Origin of the sequence: Streptomyces sp. R28 (assembly GCF_041052385.1) — a bacterium.
In the GTDB taxonomy this organism is placed as follows: domain Bacteria; phylum Actinomycetota; class Actinomycetes; order Streptomycetales; family Streptomycetaceae; genus Streptomyces.
The window spans coordinates 5,587,896-5,603,368 of record NZ_CP163439.1; the positions used below are offsets into that span (position 1 = coordinate 5,587,896).

The window sequence follows — 15,473 nt, forward strand, 5'->3', positions numbered from 1 at the left end:
GTGCGCGTCTCGGTCGCCCTGTTCACCGCGGATCTGCGGGTGCACGACAACCCGGTCCTGGTGGCCGCCCTGAAGGACGCGGAGCGCGTGGTCCCGCTCTTCGTCGTCGACACTGGCATCCGCCGCACCGGCTTCGTCGTCCCCAACCGGGCGGCGTTCCTCGCCGACAGCCTGGCCGACCTCGACGCGGCCCTGCGTGTCCGGGGCGGCCGGCTGGTGGTGCGCGTCGGCGACGTGGTCGAGGAGACCTGCCGGGTGGCGACGGAGACGGGGGCCGAGGTGGTGCACCTCGCGGGCGGGGTGAGTCGCTACGCGGTGCGGCGCGAGGAGCGCCTGCGCACGGAGCTGGCCGGCGTCCGGCGTGAACTGCGCGTCCACGACGCCTCGTTGACGGCGGTGCCGCCCGGGGCGCTGACGCCCGCGGGCAAGGACAAGGACCACTTCGCGGTCTTCACCCCGTACTTCCGCCGCTGGGAGGCCTTCTCCGTACGCGGCGTCCTCCCGGCTCCGGACGCCGTACGCGTGCCGGACGTCGGCTCGGCCGACCTGCCCGGCGCAGCGTCCCTGGCGTCGGGCTCCACGTCACCGGGTCTGCCCGCCGGGGGCGAGTCCGAGGCCCGCCGCAGACTGCGCTCCTGGCTGGCGGGTCCACTTTCCGCCTACGACGACCAGCACGACGACCTGGCCGCCGACGCGACCTCCAGGCTCTCCCCCTACCTGCACTTCGGCTGCCTGTCACCGACCGAACTGCTGCACCGGGCGCGCGCACGGCACGACCCCGGTGCGCGGGCCTTCGTCCGCCAGCTCGCCTGGCGGGACTTCCACCACCAGGTCCTCGCGGCCCGCCCCGACGCCGCCGACCACGACTACCGCCCCCGGCACGACCGCTGGCGCCGGGCCACGAAGGAGACCGAGGCATGGAAGGAGGGCCGCACCGGCTACCCCGTCGTCGACGCCGCCCTGCGGCAGCTGGGCCACGAGGGCTGGATGCCGGGCCGCGCCCGCATGCTCGCGGCGAGCTTCCTCACCAAGACGCTGTACGTGGACTGGCGGGTGGGGGCCCGCCACTTCCTGGACCTCCTCGTCGACGGTGACATCGCCGACAACCAGCTCAACTGGCAGTGGGTGGCCGGTACCGGCACGGACACCCGCCCGAGCCGGATCCTCAACCCACGCGTGCAGGCCCGCCGTTTCGACCCCCACGGGGAGTACGTACGCCGCTGGCTCCCCGAACTCCGCGGCCTCGACGCCGCGACGATCCACCGCGTCCCGGACCTCGACGACGCCACCCGTGCGGAGCTGGACTACCCCGCCCCGATCGTGGACCTCGCGGAAGGCGCCGCCCGCTTCAGGCAGGGGCGGGGGACCGGGCCCGAGACGTCCTAGCCGCCCCGGCGCTCGGGCGGCGGTGCCGTGCTCCGGCGTGGCACGAGCCGGGTCGGGACGAGGGTGGTGCCGTGGGCGGTGCCCGCATGCCGCATCTTGCCGATGACGCCCTCGACGCAGAGGCGGCCCACCTCGGCGAAGTCCTGGTGGATGGTGGTGAGCGGGGGCAGGAAGGACGCGGACTCGGGGATGTCGTCGAAGCCGATGACGCTGACGTCGTCGGGCACCTTGCGGCCGCGTTCGTGCAGGGCGCGCAGCAGGCCCAGGGCCATCTGGTCGTTGGCGGCGAACACCGCCGTGCAGTCCCGCTCCTCGGCGAGCCGCAGACCGGCCAGGTAACCGGACTCCGCCGACCAGTCGCCGCGCACCAGGGGCGGCGTGAGGGCGCCGGCCTCCGTGAGGGTGGTGCGCCAGGCGTTGGCACGGCGCTGGGCGGCGAAGGAGTCCTCCGGCCCGGCCAGGTGCCACACCGTGTCGTGGCCGAGCTCCAGCAGATGCCGTACGGCCTCGCGGGCGCCGCCCGCCTGGTCGGTGTCGACGACGGTGTAGCGGTCGCCGGCGTCCGAGTCGGCCACCACGACCTGGACGCCCGGCGGCAGCGAGACCGTCGCCGCGTCGAGGAGGTGGATCTCCATGATGACGATGACCGCGTCCACGGCGAGTTCCCCGAGCCGGGAGAAGGCGCCGTTCACCTCGTCCTGGGTGGGGACGGCGACGGGCAGCAGCGTGACGGCGTACCCGTGACCGGCGGCGGAGGTCGCGATCGCCTCCAGGGTGCGGATGTTGCCCATGGTGGACAGGGAGAACGTGATCACGCCGAGGGTGCGGAACTCACCGCGGCGCAGTGCCCGCGCGGCGCTGTTGGGCCGGTAGCCCAGTTCCCGCATCGCGGCCAGCACCTGCCGGCGCGTCTCCTCGGTCACGCCCGGGAAGCCGTTGGAGACACGCGAGACCGTCTGGGAGGAGACCCCGGCGACGCGCGCGACGTCGGCCATGGAGGCGCCCTGGCGGGGGCGGGCGGCACGCTTTCTCGTCCGTCCTCCCGCGGGGCGCGTGGCCGTCGGGGCGCCGTCCTTGTCCGTGGTGTCCACTCCGCCCCCTGGCTGCGCGACTTTCGGCCCGGACAACTCCTTGACCGCCGAGATTCGCACAGTGTAGACATCCCGCCAGCGGATGTTTACGTAAACATTACGAGCCAAAACCATACGAGAACGCACCGAATCGCACCGAACCGCACCCTGCGGTCCCGATCTCTGTGCCCCGGCGGGACGCGCGGCGCACAGAAGAGCTGGAGTACTCGAGATGGCACACCGCACCCGTAAGAGAAGCCTCCTGGGGATCGGCGTCACGGCCCTCGCGACCGGGACCGTTCTGGCCGCCACCGCACTGCCCGCCGCGCCCGCGGACCCGACCGTGACCGCGACCGCTGCGGTCACCGTCCGGCCCGACCCCTCCTACAAGCACGAGAAGTTCGAGGGCTGGGGCACCAGCCTGGTCTGGTTCGCCAACGCCACCGGCGACTACCCGCCCGCGGTACGCGAGAAGCTGGCCCAGCTCCTCTTCGGGGACGACGGCCTCGCCCTGAACATCGCCCGCTACAACATCGGCGGCGGCAACGCCCCCGACGTCAAGGACTACCTGCGCGCCGGCGGTGCGGTCGAGGGCTGGTGGAAGGCCCCGGCGGGCACCACCCGCGAGGACGTCGACTGGTGGGACGCCGACGACCCCGCGGACTGGAACGACAAGGCCGACAAGACGCAGCGCTGGTGGGTCGACCGCATCAAGAAGGACATCACCCACTGGGAGACCTTCAGCAACTCCCCGCCGTGGTTCATGACCGAGAGCGGCTACGTCTCCGGCAACTTCGACGCCGGCAAGGACCAGCTCAAGACCGAGTCCGTGGACGACTTCGCCAAGTACCTGGTGGGTGCCACCGAACGCCTCGAGAAGGCACACGGCATCAAGGTCGACACCCTCGACCCGTTCAACGAGCCGAACACCGACTACTGGGGCACCAAGCTCGGCGCGGACGGCGAGCCCGTCGGCGGCCGTCAGGAAGGGGCCCACATCGGCCCCGAACTCCAGCAGAAGGTGATCCGCGCACTGGCCCCGACCCTGGAGAAGTCCAGGACCGGCGCGGAGATCTCCGCGATGGACGAGACCAACCCCGGCACCTTCGCCACCAACTGGAACTCCTACCCGCAGGAGGTCCGCGACCTCGTCGGCCAGATGAACGTCCACACCTACGGCACCAGCCAGCGCACCACCGTGCGCGACCTGGCCAAGGCGGCCGACAAGCCGCTGTGGATGAGCGAGGTCGAGGGCGACTGGGGTGACGGCCAGAGCTTCACGGACATGCGGCCCGGCCTGGGCCTCGCCCAGCGCATGGTCGACGACCTGCGCGAACTGGAGCCCCGCGCCTGGGTGTTCTGGCAGCCCGTCGAGGACTACGACAACATGAAGCCGGGCGGCGAGTCCGCGAAGGGCGGCAACTGGGGCGAGATCCAGCTCTCCTTCAGCTGCACCTCGAAGGACACGCTCGAGAGCTGCCCCATCCACACCAACACGAAGTTCGACACCGCCCGGAACTTCACGCACTACATCAAGCCCGGCGACCGGCTGATCAAGACGAACGACACCTCCAGCACCGCGGCGGTCTCCCGCAAGGGCGACGCGGCGACCGTCGTCCACGTCAACAGCACCACCGAGGCGCGCGAGGTCACCCTCGACCTGTCGAAGTTCGGCCGTATCTCCTCCCGCGCCACCGTCACCCCGGTGGTGACCAGCGCCGACGGCAAGCTGGAGCGGCAGAAGGCGGTCCGGGTCACCGGCAAGCAGGCCACGATCACCGTGCCGGCCCAGTCCGTGACGTCCTTCCTCGTCAAGGGCGTGACCGGCGTCGCCAAGGACGCGGCCGAGCTGCAGAAGGGCCACACCTACCGGCTGACCGGCGCCCAGAGCGGCAAGGACCTCACCATCGCCGACAACGGCACCGGCCTGGTCATCAAGAGCGCCGACGCCTCCGCCCCGAGCGGCCGGCAGTGGCGCCTCGAGCAGATCAGCGGCACCGACAACCGCAAGCGGTACGCCTTCACCGAGGCGACCGCCGGTAAGCGTCTGGCGGTGCGCGACGGCGCCCTGGTGGCGGAGCCCGACGAGGGGACCTGCGACAGCGCCGCCCAGTGGATCATGTCGTCGACCGGGGACGGCACCTGGACCCTCGTCAACGCCGCCACCGGCCGGCTCGCGGAGGTCGCCGGCCAGTCCACCAGCGACGGCGCCGCCGTCGGCGTGTGGCTCGCGAACTCCGGCGCCAACCAGCGCTGGACGGTGACCGATGTGACGGGTGACGACGCCGCGCGGACCGAGTAGGAGCGCGTCAGCCCCCGGCTCCTCCTCACGCGCAGGGGGAGGAGCCGGGGGCTTTCACTGGTCCGAGTAGCCGATGTCCCCGACGGTCCAGGCACTCACGTCCTCCAGCGCGACGCGGTACATGCCGCCCGTGTCGGGGATGCCGAAGCTGCCCTGGAGAATCCGGGCGACGTGGAAGTGCAGGTGGGTGGGCCTGTCACCGTGCTCCGGCCGGTGGTCGTCGTCTGCCTGGAGCGAGGTGAACGCGGCGGCGAACCGGCCCAGGTGCTCGGAGTCCCGCAGGACTTCGGCCACCCGCTGCTTCCACAGGGCTTCCGGGGCCAGCCGTCCCGTGATGACGGCTCCCGGGATCACCACGGTGAGGGACATCTGGCTGCTGTGCCGCGACTCCACCATCGCGGCGATCGCGACGAGCAGGTCGTCAGGGTGCGTCATGCCTCAGGAGCCTAGCTCGACGACGGGCGCCGCGGCGTGCCGGGCACCGAGACGTCACCAGCCGAGCGCACCTTCGTCAGCCCGCACGTCCTGGGCGGGCCGGGCGGGGGGCGCGTCGTGGCAGGTGAAGCCGAGTCGGGTCAGTGCCCGGCGCATCTCACCCGTGGTGAAGTCGCGGCGGTTCTGCCTGGTGATCACTTCCCCGACCTGCATCACGGGGTAGACGCGGTGGTCGATGGTCACGGCCACGCCGACGACGGGTTCGGGCGTGATGCCGCTCATCGAGTGTTCGACCTCACTCTTGGTCAGGTCGAAGGGGAATCGGGCGATGACACAGCGCATGGATGCCTCCACAGACGCGAGAATGAGCCGAAGACAATTCGAAAATCCCGGCCTCTCGGCGCTGAATCCGAGGCGGTCAACAATCCGGGAACTCGGGAGACGCAGGGGGTTCGTGGAACTGGGGGAACACAACGGGCTGGGGCCCGCACCCCTAGAGTGCGGGCCCCAGCCACGTGGTTCGTGTCAGCGTCAGGCGGGAACGATGTTCTCGGCCTGCGGGCCCTTCTGGCCCTGCGTGACGTCGAAGGTAACCTTCTGGCCTTCCTGAAGCTCGCGGAAGCCGCTGGTGGCGATGTTCGAGTAGTGGGCGAACACGTCAGCGCCGCCGCCGTCCTGCTCGATGAAGCCGAAGCCCTTTTCCGCGTTGAACCACTTCACGGTGCCAGATGCCATATTGAATCTCCCTTGGGGGGCAGTGCCGGAGTCCGCACTTTACGGATCCGAGTCGCCGCGATGATCACCCCTCCGGAAGAATCCGGAAAGCTCTGCAAAGAAACAAGTCTCTGGCAACCAAAACTGCAACCGGTATCACGCTAACACGGCTCGGGCCGAAACTCCCACGTTTTTCCGGACCCGTACAGGAATTCTTATCCCGCCAGGGCGGGTAATTCTGTAGCAGCGGGACTAGATATCTGCGCCGTGCTCGTCCAGCTTCCGGCGCGTCTCCCGGTTCCGGCGGAGGGCGTCGTCGAGCTGGTCCTCGAGCGAGACGATGCGGCAGGCGGCCTCGACGGGGGTGCCCTGGTCGACGAGCTCACGGGCGCGGGCGGCGATGCGCAACTGGCGGCGGGAGTACCGGCGGTGGCCGCCCTCCGAACGCAGGGGGGTGATCAGTTCGGCCTCGCCGATGGCCCTGAGGAAGGCGGGGGTGATGCCGAGGACATCGGCGGCCCGTCCCATGGTGTAGGCGGGATAGTCGTCGTCATCGAGGTTCCCGGCGGCGGTGGCGTTCTCAGCGGGCATGGCACCTTCGTTTCGCGGACGCGGGACAACCCTAACTCCGGCGGACGGAGTATGTGGTCCCGCCGCGACAGACTTTCTCCGGCCGCGCGGGCCCGGGCCCCAGGAGGGTCAGCGCATGGGACGCCGGACGCGCCGGGATCCCACCATCGCGAAGTAGGCCACGTCGGCCACGAAGAGCACGACACCGATGGCCAGCAGATAGCTCAGGCCGTCCGCCGCCGCACCGATGATCCCCAGGACCATGGCCGCCAGCAGGAGCAGCAGAAACGTCACCATCGACCCGATCACCTCTTGGCGGTCAGCGGCGCGCGAGTTGCCGTTCGCCGTGGACACCCGGCTGGTAGGCGAGGTCGTAGTAGCGGAAGATCGTCTCCTCCTGCTCGGCGGGCAGCACGTCGTCCGTCCCGATCGAAGGCGCCCTGCGCACCGTCCCCTTGGTATGGAGGACCTTGACGTAGCCGGGCCCGAGGACCGCCTCGTCGAGCGGGACGAAGACCAGACGCTGACGGGTGGGCAGCCCGGTGCGGACCGTGGCCATGGCCGGTTCGTCCGTGGCCGTGTCCACGTAAACGGCTTCGAGGGTGCCGATCTTGTGGCCCTTGGGGTCGACCACATCGTGCTCGCGCCACTCCCGGATGTCGGCCGCGTGGATCATGGCTGCCTCGTGTCTTCGCTGCCGAGGGGGGCTGGGAAGTGCTCGGCACCGGTGTCGACCAGGATCTGCCCGGCCCCTTTGAGGTTGTCGGCGCGCACCGCCTGGGCCATCGCCGCCCGCGCCGCGTCGGGCAGGCTGTCCGGCGGTACGACGAGCAGGGAGAAGAGGTCCTGATCACCCCGGGTGACCAGGACGGTGTCGTCGCCCACGGACGACGCGTCGATGTGCACGACCCGGCCGTCGACGACCAGGCGCGTCGGCAGTCCGTCCCAGGAGGCGGAGTCCAGGCCGATCCGGGCGATCGGCCCGAGGTGTTCGGTCAGCGCGCCGAGCAGGCCGGGCAGCTCGAGGGCGATGTCACGGGAGCGCGGCCACCACGCGCCGTCGAGGACGCCTTGGCGGTCATGTGTCGTCTCCAGCCGAAGAAGGGCCGTTCCGGGGCGTGCGGACTCGTGGACGCCGTCCGCGAGCAGCCGCGTGGCGAGTGGGGGATCGGTACCGGGCACTGTGCTCACCTTGTCCGTGCTCACCTTGTCCTGGACTTCTCGTTCCACGCTACTCCTGCGGCGGCCCTGCACCCCTGCTCGTCGGTGTGCGGGCGGCGGGCCCGGGAACGGCCGGGAGTACGGTGAAAGTGCCGAGGGCTCTTCGTGCGCCCGCTGCCCCGCGGTGCCGTCCCCGGCGAACCACGACGCCGGGCCGGCCTTGTCCGGACCCGGGGCAGGATCCGCCTCATGGCCGTGAACGTGCCCGACCGCAGGGGCCGGCAAGCGCCGTCGCCCCTGGAAGGGGAACGTATCCGCCCGCTGTCCCGCTGGCAGATCGAGGACCGGCAGAAGGAACTCGGTGACCTGTACGCGGAGCTCTCCGGGGGCGACCCGCGGGCGTGGAACCAGGCCCGCGAGCTGTTCCTGCGCCGGCTCGCCGTCGAGGTGCAGCGGCCGGGTTTCGCCCTGCTGGTCGCGGAGCGGGGCGTGCTCCAGGTGCCGGGAACGGCCGTGGTGGACGGGACCACCGGTGCGGAGGACCTCGCCCACCGTGGTGAGGGCGTCGTACTGACGGGATGTGCCTACGGCTTTCCGGTACCGGTGCAGGGGCCCTGGTGGCGAGGGCTGGACGGGTATCTGCCGCGGGATCTGCTCCGGCTCGCCGCCGCCGGGAGGCTCTTCGCGATCTCCGGGCTGCTGGTCCACTCCCGCGTGCGCACCCAGCACCCGGGCCGTGACTGGAACCTCGCCCGGCGCCTGCAGCGGCGGTTGCTCGCCGACCGCACCGCCGGCCTCCCCGGCCATCCCGCCGTCGTCGGCGTCACCCTGGTGGACCGCGGCGACCCCGCGACCCAGCGGGCACTACGGTCCTGGGGCTGGCGTCCGGTGCGGACCGAGGCCCGGGACGCGACCCTGACGGCGCCGTGCCGCGCCCTGGTCATCGGGCCGTGACGGCGTCCGCGGGACGCGTGGCCGAGGGGATCCGCTCAGCAGGGCCGGCCTCAGCACCTGCTCACCCGGCCGCAGCAGATACACCGCCCCCACACAGGCACCCGTGTCCCGCACGCCCCACCCTTCACCGCCGGGTCCGTTCGGAGGTGTTGTGGTGGCGCCCGCCGAGGTCGCCCAGCACGCTGGAGCCGGATGTGGACGCCCTCGCCGCGCACCCCGCGGCGACAGGCCCTGGGAGGACCGTGTGACCGCTTCACCGCCCGCCACCGACGCACCACCGGCCCGGTACGACGACCTGCGGGCCCTGGTGATCAACTGCACCCTCAAACGCTCCCCGGAGACGAGCAACACCCAGGGGCTGATCGACCGCAGCACCGCCGTCCTGGACGCACAAGGAGTGCACGTCGACGTCGTACGGGCGGTGGACCACGACATCGCCACCGGCGTGTGGCCCGACATGCGGGAGCACGGCTGGCAGACGGACGCCTGGCCGGACCTGTACCAGCAGGTGATGGCGGCCGACATCCTCGTGCTGGCGGGCCCCATCTGGCTGGGCGACAACAGCTCCGTGATGAAGCAGGTGATCGAACGCCTCTACGCCTGCTCCAGCCTGCTCAACGAAGCCGGCCAGTACGCCTATTACGGCCGCGTCGGCGGCTGCCTGATCACCGGCAACGAGGACGGCGTCAAGCACTGCGCCATGAACGTCCTCTACAGCCTCCAGCACCTGGGCTACACCATCCCGCCCCAGGCGGACGCCGGATGGATCGGCGAGGCGGGCCCCGGCCCCTCGTACCTCGATCCCGGTTCGGGCGGTCCGGAGAACGACTTCACCAACCGCAACACCACCTTCATGACCTGGAACCTGCTGCACCTGGCCCGGGCGCTCAAGGACCTCGGCGGCATCCCCGCCTACGGCAACCAGCGCACCGCCTGGGACGCCGGCTGCCGCCGCGACTACGACAACCCCGAGCACCGGTAGCCGAAACGCCGAGCACCGGCAGCCGGCCCCCGCCCAGGGCCTGCTGCCGCCGGACCGGCCTCGGGTCTCTCAGCAAGGTCGGTTAGTGTGCAAGGCGAAGTGGCATGAAGGGGGCAGAGCAGGCGGAGGGCAGGGCTGTGGCGGACGAGGGGCGGCTGGTCGCCGGGCGTTACCGGCTCGTCGAGCCCGTCGGCAGCGGCGGTATGGGCACCGTGTGGCTGGCCGAGGACGAGGTGCTCGGACGCCAGGTCGCGCTCAAGCGGCTCCACACGCAGCCGCATCTGTCCGACGGCGAGGTCGCCACGCTCTACGAGCGCACCCGCCGCGAGGCGCGCAGCGCCGCCCGCGTGGTCCATCCCCACGTGGTCGTCGTGCACGACGTCGTCGAGGACGAGGGCCGGCCCTGCATCGTCATGGAGTACGTCCCCGCGCCCACCCTCGGCGACGTCCTCAAGGGCGGACACACCCTGCCGCCCGAGGAGGCCGCCCGCATCGGCCTCGGCATGATCGCCGCCGTGCGGGCCGCGCACGCCGCCGGGGTCCTGCACCGCGACATCAAGCCCGGCAACGTCCTGCTCGGCGCCGGCGGCCGGGTGGTCCTGACCGACTTCGGCATCGCGCAGACCGCCGGCGCCTCGACGCTCACGCAGACCGGGGAGATGGTCGGCTCCATCGACTTCATGGCCCCGGAGCGGATCCGCGGCCAGAAGCCCGGCCCCTCCTCCGACCTGTGGTCGCTGGGCGCGACGCTGTACCAGGCGGTCGAGGGGAGGCCGCCGTACCGCCGGGACACCGCCATGGAGACGGCGTACGCCATCGCCGTGGACCCGCTGGAGCCGATGCGGCAGGCCGGTCCGCTGGAACCGCTCATCGAGATCCTGCTGTCGAAGAACCCCGAGGACCGGCCCACGGCGGAGCAGACGGAACGGGCTCTGCAGGCCACCTGGTCCGGCGGCCCGACGATCACGCAGTCGGCCGGGGTCGCCCACGACGCGCACCACGGCGCCCCGGACACGGCACCGACGTCCGGGAGGGGGACCTCCCAGACCCGGACGTCCCCGCCACGGCCGACCCCGCCCGTGCCGCCGGAGAAGGGCGGCCGGGGCGACCGTGGCGGCCGGAAGCGAGGGCGGCGCACTCTCGTGGCCGTCGCCGTCGTCCTGGCCGCGATCGCCGCGGCCGGCACGCTCTTCGTGTCGTCGCGGGGCGACGGCGACGCGGCCGACACGAACAGGACCAGCAGCGCGCCCACCCAGTCGACCGCCCCCTCGCCCGTCCCCGACGGCTACCGCCTGGTCCGCGACCAGCAACTCGGCGTCTCCTTCCCGGTGCCGGACGGCTGGACGCGGAAGAAGGGCGGGTCCGACGAGGTCACCTACACCGACTCGACCGGCCTGGCCGGCATCACCATCGGCATGGTGGACCCGGCCGGCTCGCACCCCATCGAGCACTTCAAGGACATCGAGGCGAACACCAAGGTCAACTACTCCACGTACCGCAGGCTGCGGATGCAGAAGACCACGTTCAAGGGCAAGCCGGCCGCGGTGTGGGAGTTCACCTTCCAGGGCCGCGCCCGCGCCTTCCGCGCCATCGACCTCGGATACGGCACGGCGGGCGGACGGGAGTACGACATCTACCTGTCGGCCCCGACGGCCGAATGGGACACCTACCGCCCTGTCTTCGACCACGTGCGCGACGGGTTCGCCGACTGACGCGGGCGGCCCCCTGTCGAGCCCTGGCAACTACTTTCGTACCGCAAAAGTAGTTGCTAGGGTGGGCGTACTTGCTCGCCAGGAAAACGAGGGGGACTCCGTCGTGTCTCAAGCCCAGAACCCCGCCGCGGACGCCGCCGCGGCCCTGCGGACCGCCGAGCGGGCCCGCGCTGCCGCCGCCCGGCCGCGGTCGGCGCCCGGATGGTTTCCGCCGCTCCAGGGGGCGCTCTTCGCGGGATTCACGATCGGGATCTTCGGCTTCTCGGCGCCGGACGATCCCGCCGACGGCCTGTGGGGGAGCGTCGGTGGCTGCCTCGCCGCCGTCGCCTTCCTCGTCCTGCATCTGCTCGTCGTACGGCGCTCCGGCGTCGTGCTGTGGCCGGAACAGGACCGCAGGGCGCGGCTGAAGGCCCAACTGGTCCCGCTCGCCGTCTTCGCCGCCGGGTGGCTGGCCGCCCTCCCCGGGGGCCGGGCCGTGGGCGCCGTGGTCTCCGGGCTGCTGGGCGGAGTCGCGCTGGCCGTGATGACGGCGCGGTACGGCGCCGGTGCGGTGCGGGGTGGCCGCGGAGAAGGTGTGTCCGGTGAGTGACAGAGGACTGCCGGAGCTCGACGAGGTGATCCACCACCCCACCCGGCTGGCGCTGATGGCGTTTCTGTCGGGTTGCGCCGAGGCCGAGTTCGGGGCTGTACGGGACTACTGCCAGGTCTCCGACGCCAGCGTCAGCCGGATCACCTCCGCGCTGGAGGTGGCCGGATACGTGCAGGCGCGCAAAGGTTACATTGGCAAACGTCCGCGCACCTGGCTCGCTCTCACGCCCGCCGGACGCGAGGCCCTGAGCCGCCATCTGGCGGCGCTGCAGGACCTCGCGACCTCCGCCAGTCAGGCGGGAATGCGCAACTCCGCGCCCCCGGACAGCGACTGAGCCGATACGGCTCGGGACGTGCGCGTACGGGAATCGCGAGAAGTGCGCGTACGGGAATCGCGGTCGGCGCCCATCCGGTGGGCGAGAACCGCGGTCTGGACCCGGTTGGCCGTGCCGAGCTTGGTGTAGATGGCGCTGAGGTGGTCCTTGACGGTGGCGGGACTGAGCAGCAGGGTGCGCCCGATCTCGGCGTTGGTCAGCCCCTCCGCCAGCAGGGACAGCACGTCGAGCTCACGGTCGGACAGGTCGGCCGCGCGGGAGCGGGCCTCCTTCTGCGGCCGGGCCTGGAGGTGGCCCACCACGGTGCGGGAGGCCGACGGGGCGAGCGCGCTGCTGCCGGAGGCCAGCAGCCGGACGGCGTTGACCAGGTCGTGCGGGACGGTGTCACGGAGCAGGAAGCCGGTCGCGCCGGCCAGCAGGGAGTCGACGACGAAGCGTTCGTCGGCGGCCGAGGTGAGGACCGCCACCTCGGGGGGTGCGGCCTGCGCCCGCAGGGCTGTTACGAGGGACAGCGTCTCTTTCCTGCGCCGCTCGTCACTGAGCAGTACTACGTCGGGGTCGTGGGCGGTGGTCGTCTCCACCGCGTCGGCGTAGTCGCAGTCGGCCGGGACCCGTATGTCGTGGGCGTCCTCCAGGATTCTTTGCAGACCGGCACGGAACAGTACGTCATCACCGACAATGATCAAGCGGATCATGGTCTGTCTCCCCGTTGATGCTTGTGAACCGGAGGTCAGCCCGGCTTCATGGCCCTTGATCCTGCTGGCGAGGAGCGGAACCCGTCAAATGCCTGTGCAAAGTTTGAGGTCGATCTGAGCTTCCCTCGAATGGCGGGTTCCGCCCGGGTGAACAAGGGATTCCGCCACCTGGACGGCGGTCCACGCACCCCCGAACGGCGGGGTCCGAAAACCACCGGCCAGCGGATGTGAACGGCTGTCCGAACGCGGCAGGATCGACGACGCCGACGCCGCCGGCCGCCTGGTGTGACCGCCAGGCCGTCCGGCCATCCGGCCCGCAGTCCGGCCTTTTGGCCCTGCGACCGGCCGGACGGCCGTCGGCGTCGCCGTAGGACGCACTGCGAACGGGGGGAAGTTGAGTTCGGACCGCAGGAGTTATCAGCCGGTCTCGCTGGACCAGGCACCGGAGGTGAACGAGTTCCTGGACTCGCTGGGCCTCGGGAAGCTGACCGACAGCGAGGTGACCGCCTACCTCGGGCGCAACGACAACTGGGTGGGCACCACCTCCAGCGGTGTCGGGGTGTTCGTCAAGCGGGTGGTGGCGAGCCCCGAGGAGGCCGCGCGCCGCATCCGCCGGTCGGTCGCCCTGGACGCGGTGATCCGCCGTGCCGGGACGCCCGAGCTGCGCACGCCCCGGCTGCTCGGGCATCACACGCCGCACCACCTGATGGCACACGAGCTGCTGACGGGGGTGTCGACCGGCGCCGAGCTGGCCGCCGACAAGGACTTCGACGACGAACTCGCGCACCGCGCAGGGCGGTTGATCGGATTGCTGCACGGCGCCCCGTACGGCGATGCCGAGCCGGCCCTGGACGACGCGCCGCCCGTCCTGCCCGACCTGTCCATGAACGAGGCGCTGCCGCTGCCCATGTTCATGTCCCTGACGTTCGCCGAAGTGAACCTGTGGGGCATCGTCCAGCAGGACGAGGTGCTCGTCGGCGCGCTGCGGGACCTGCGCGAGCGCGAGCGGCACGTCGAACACCGCCCGGCCCACTGCGATCTGCGCCTCGACCAGTTCCTGCGGGACGCGGACGGCGGCCTGTACCTGACGGACGGTGAGGAGTTCCGGCTGGCCGACCCCGCGCGTGACGTGGGCGCCTTCGCGGGGGAGTGGCTGTACCAGGCGGTCATCGGGATCACCGGCGTGGGCACGGACGACTCGGGCGAAGATGCCGCGGAGGGTGGCATCCGCGCCGAGCCGACTCACGAGGACATCGTGGCCCGCGGCTCCCGGAACCTGGCCGAACTGCGCCCGCGCATCGAGGCGTTCTGGGCCGGCTACCGAGCCGTGCGCGACGACGTCGACGAGGGCCTGGCCGTGCGGGCCACCGCGGTCGCGGGCTGGCATCTGATCGACCGGGCGCTGGCGTCGGCGGCGAAGAACACCCGGCTGCTCGCGCTGACCCGGGCGGCGATGGGCATCGGAAGGACCGCGCTGGCGGACCCGGAACGGTTCGTCACGGCGATGGGACTGGGGGAACAGGCATGACGGCTACCGCCACACACCTGATCGGCGCTCACCTGGCGAGCGTGCTGGACGACGTGCACATCGCCGCGGACCTGAGCGAGGCCCGGGTCGGCGACCGGAGCGTCGAGGTGACGGAACCCCGCGACCTGGCGAGCGGCCTGGCCATGCTGCTGTACGAGCAGATCCACTCCGGCCGCCCGGAGCACGACGGCCCGCGTCCACGCACCCTGCGCGACGGGCGGCTGGAGGAGCGGCTCGCCGCCGCCACCCCGCACGAGACCACCACCATCGTGGCCCGCAAGGTGGGCGAGAGCCCCGACGGCGAGCTGCTCGTGCTCCTCGTGGACGGGGTACGGGTGGCCGTACCGGCGTCCGCGCGCCTCACCGGCGACGACCGGGAGCGCGGCGACGAGGTCGTCGTACGGCTCGCCGCCGTACGGCCCGCCCTGTCGCCCGGCTTCTTCCTCGCCGACGGCTCACGGGGCCGCCCGTCGGGGCGGCCGCTGCTGCGGGTGTACGTCCACATCGAGGACGTCGCCCACGCGCCCGCCGTGTGGTCCGCGATCCTCGGGCGGCTGGAGCGGGAGGGCGTGCCCTACCGGGCGAAGGTCAGCTCGTCCCCGCTGCTGTACCCGCGCCACGACGCCCTGGTCGTCTACCTGGCGCCCGGCACCTGGCACGCGGCCGGTGCGGTGGTGGCCGCCACCCGGGGGCTCGCCGGGGTCGGGACGCGGACCTCGCCGTTCACGCACCGGCTCGGCGCGGGCGTCGGTGCCGCGTGGGAGCCCGCCGACGACCGGCCCGGCCGGGCCGGCATGAGCTTCGGGGAGCACCGGGCGCTGGCGGTCGCCGAGGGACTGGTCGCCCATGCCGAGGCGCCGGACGGGCGGGACCGTACGGCCGCCGTCGCCGAGGCGCTCACGGCCGCGAACATCGATCCGCTGCACCCCGCCCGGAACATCGATTCGCCCGGCCTCGACGCGTTCCCGGACCCTGACTCCGCGGAATTCACCGGGCCCCTTGACGAATTCCCCCCGCATTCCGAGCGCGGAGGTGTGTGAT

The 15,473-nt window shown here is 71.8% G+C and carries 18 protein-coding genes; 9 read left to right on the forward strand and 9 right to left on the reverse strand.

What is annotated here, in order from left to right; translation table 11 throughout:
• Complete coding sequence (locus tag AB5J49_RS24855) at positions 1–1,386, forward strand: deoxyribodipyrimidine photo-lyase (RefSeq protein WP_369170852.1); 1,386 nt, start codon at positions 1–3, stop codon at positions 1,384–1,386.
• On the opposite strand, the gene AB5J49_RS24860 is transcribed toward AB5J49_RS24855, so the two are convergent.
• On the reverse strand, positions 1,383–2,381 hold the full coding sequence (locus tag AB5J49_RS24860) for a LacI family DNA-binding transcriptional regulator (protein ID WP_369175248.1): 999 nt from the start codon (positions 2,379–2,381) through the stop codon (positions 1,383–1,385). The two genes, AB5J49_RS24855 and AB5J49_RS24860, sit on opposite strands and share 4 nt — an antisense overlap.
• A 307-nt stretch (positions 2,382–2,688) precedes the next feature.
• On the opposite strand from AB5J49_RS24860, the gene AB5J49_RS24865 reads away from it, so the two are divergent.
• Complete coding sequence (locus tag AB5J49_RS24865) at positions 2,689–4,758, forward strand: glycoside hydrolase (protein ID WP_369170853.1); 2,070 nt, start codon at positions 2,689–2,691, stop codon at positions 4,756–4,758.
• A gap of 54 nt (positions 4,759–4,812) precedes the next feature.
• Here the strand turns inward: AB5J49_RS24865 and AB5J49_RS24870 are convergent, their stop codons facing one another.
• From AB5J49_RS24870 to AB5J49_RS24900, 7 genes are all read right to left on the reverse strand, one after another.
• Positions 4,813–5,193 (reverse strand): hypothetical protein, encoded by a 381-nt coding sequence (locus AB5J49_RS24870; RefSeq protein ID WP_369170855.1) that lies wholly within the window; start codon positions 5,191–5,193, stop codon positions 4,813–4,815.
• Between the two features lie 54 nt (positions 5,194–5,247).
• A complete protein-coding gene (locus tag AB5J49_RS24875; protein WP_369170857.1) occupies positions 5,248–5,535 on the reverse strand; it encodes an SCO5918 family protein in 288 nt (95 codons plus the stop codon).
• A gap of 189 nt (positions 5,536–5,724) precedes the next feature.
• On the reverse strand, positions 5,725–5,928 hold the full coding sequence (locus tag AB5J49_RS24880) for a cold-shock protein (RefSeq protein ID WP_007383480.1): 204 nt from the start codon (positions 5,926–5,928) through the stop codon (positions 5,725–5,727).
• Between the two features lie 231 nt (positions 5,929–6,159).
• Complete coding sequence (locus AB5J49_RS24885; protein WP_369170858.1) at positions 6,160–6,498, reverse strand: MerR family transcriptional regulator; 339 nt, start codon at positions 6,496–6,498, stop codon at positions 6,160–6,162.
• Between the two features lie 108 nt (positions 6,499–6,606).
• Positions 6,607–6,774, reverse strand: coding sequence for a hypothetical protein (locus AB5J49_RS24890; protein ID WP_369170859.1), 168 nt, complete (start codon positions 6,772–6,774; stop codon positions 6,607–6,609).
• A gap of 22 nt (positions 6,775–6,796) precedes the next feature.
• Positions 6,797–7,153, reverse strand: coding sequence for a PRC-barrel domain-containing protein (locus AB5J49_RS24895; RefSeq protein ID WP_369170860.1), 357 nt, complete (start codon positions 7,151–7,153; stop codon positions 6,797–6,799).
• Positions 7,150–7,659, reverse strand: a complete 510-nt coding sequence (locus AB5J49_RS24900; protein WP_369175249.1) for a DUF5994 family protein — start codon at positions 7,657–7,659, stop codon at positions 7,150–7,152. The genes AB5J49_RS24895 and AB5J49_RS24900 overlap by 4 nt, the downstream gene beginning before the upstream one ends.
• A 228-nt stretch (positions 7,660–7,887) precedes the next feature.
• On the opposite strand from AB5J49_RS24900, the gene AB5J49_RS24905 reads away from it, so the two are divergent.
• The 5 genes from AB5J49_RS24905 (at position 7,888) to AB5J49_RS24925 (ending at position 12,209) form a co-directional block, all read left to right on the forward strand.
• Complete coding sequence (locus AB5J49_RS24905) at positions 7,888–8,592, forward strand: hypothetical protein (protein WP_369170861.1); 705 nt, start codon at positions 7,888–7,890, stop codon at positions 8,590–8,592.
• A gap of 244 nt (positions 8,593–8,836) precedes the next feature.
• Positions 8,837–9,574, forward strand: a complete 738-nt coding sequence (locus tag AB5J49_RS24910; RefSeq protein WP_369170862.1) for a flavodoxin family protein — start codon at positions 8,837–8,839, stop codon at positions 9,572–9,574.
• 104 nt (positions 9,575–9,678) lie between these two features.
• Entirely contained in the window at positions 9,679–11,286 is a 1,608-nt protein-coding gene (locus tag AB5J49_RS24915) for a serine/threonine-protein kinase (protein ID WP_369170863.1), read from the forward strand.
• A gap of 103 nt (positions 11,287–11,389) precedes the next feature.
• Complete coding sequence (locus AB5J49_RS24920) at positions 11,390–11,875, forward strand: hypothetical protein (protein WP_369170865.1); 486 nt, start codon at positions 11,390–11,392, stop codon at positions 11,873–11,875.
• Positions 11,876–11,930: 55 nt separating this feature from the next.
• On the forward strand, positions 11,931–12,209 hold the full coding sequence (locus tag AB5J49_RS24925; protein ID WP_369175250.1) for a transcriptional regulator: 279 nt from the start codon (positions 11,931–11,933) through the stop codon (positions 12,207–12,209).
• Here AB5J49_RS24925 and AB5J49_RS24930 read toward each other — a convergent pair.
• Entirely contained in the window at positions 12,167–12,904 is a 738-nt protein-coding gene (locus tag AB5J49_RS24930) for a LuxR C-terminal-related transcriptional regulator (RefSeq protein WP_369170866.1), read from the reverse strand. The two genes, AB5J49_RS24925 and AB5J49_RS24930, sit on opposite strands and share 43 nt — an antisense overlap.
• 394 nt (positions 12,905–13,298) lie before the next feature.
• Here AB5J49_RS24930 and lxmK point away from each other — a divergent pair, with 394 nt between their 5' ends.
• Both lxmK and AB5J49_RS24940 read left to right on the forward strand, forming a co-directional pair.
• The gene (gene lxmK, locus AB5J49_RS24935; protein WP_369170867.1) at positions 13,299–14,432 is read left to right on the forward strand and encodes a class V lanthionine synthetase subunit LxmK; all 1,134 of its coding nucleotides are present in this window, start codon (positions 13,299–13,301) and stop codon (positions 14,430–14,432) included.
• Positions 14,429–15,472: a T3SS effector HopA1 family protein gene (locus tag AB5J49_RS24940; protein WP_369170869.1), complete on the forward strand. Its 1,044-nt coding sequence runs from the start codon at positions 14,429–14,431 to the stop codon at positions 15,470–15,472. The genes lxmK and AB5J49_RS24940 overlap by 4 nt, the downstream gene beginning before the upstream one ends.
• Position 15,473 lies beyond the last annotated feature (1 nt).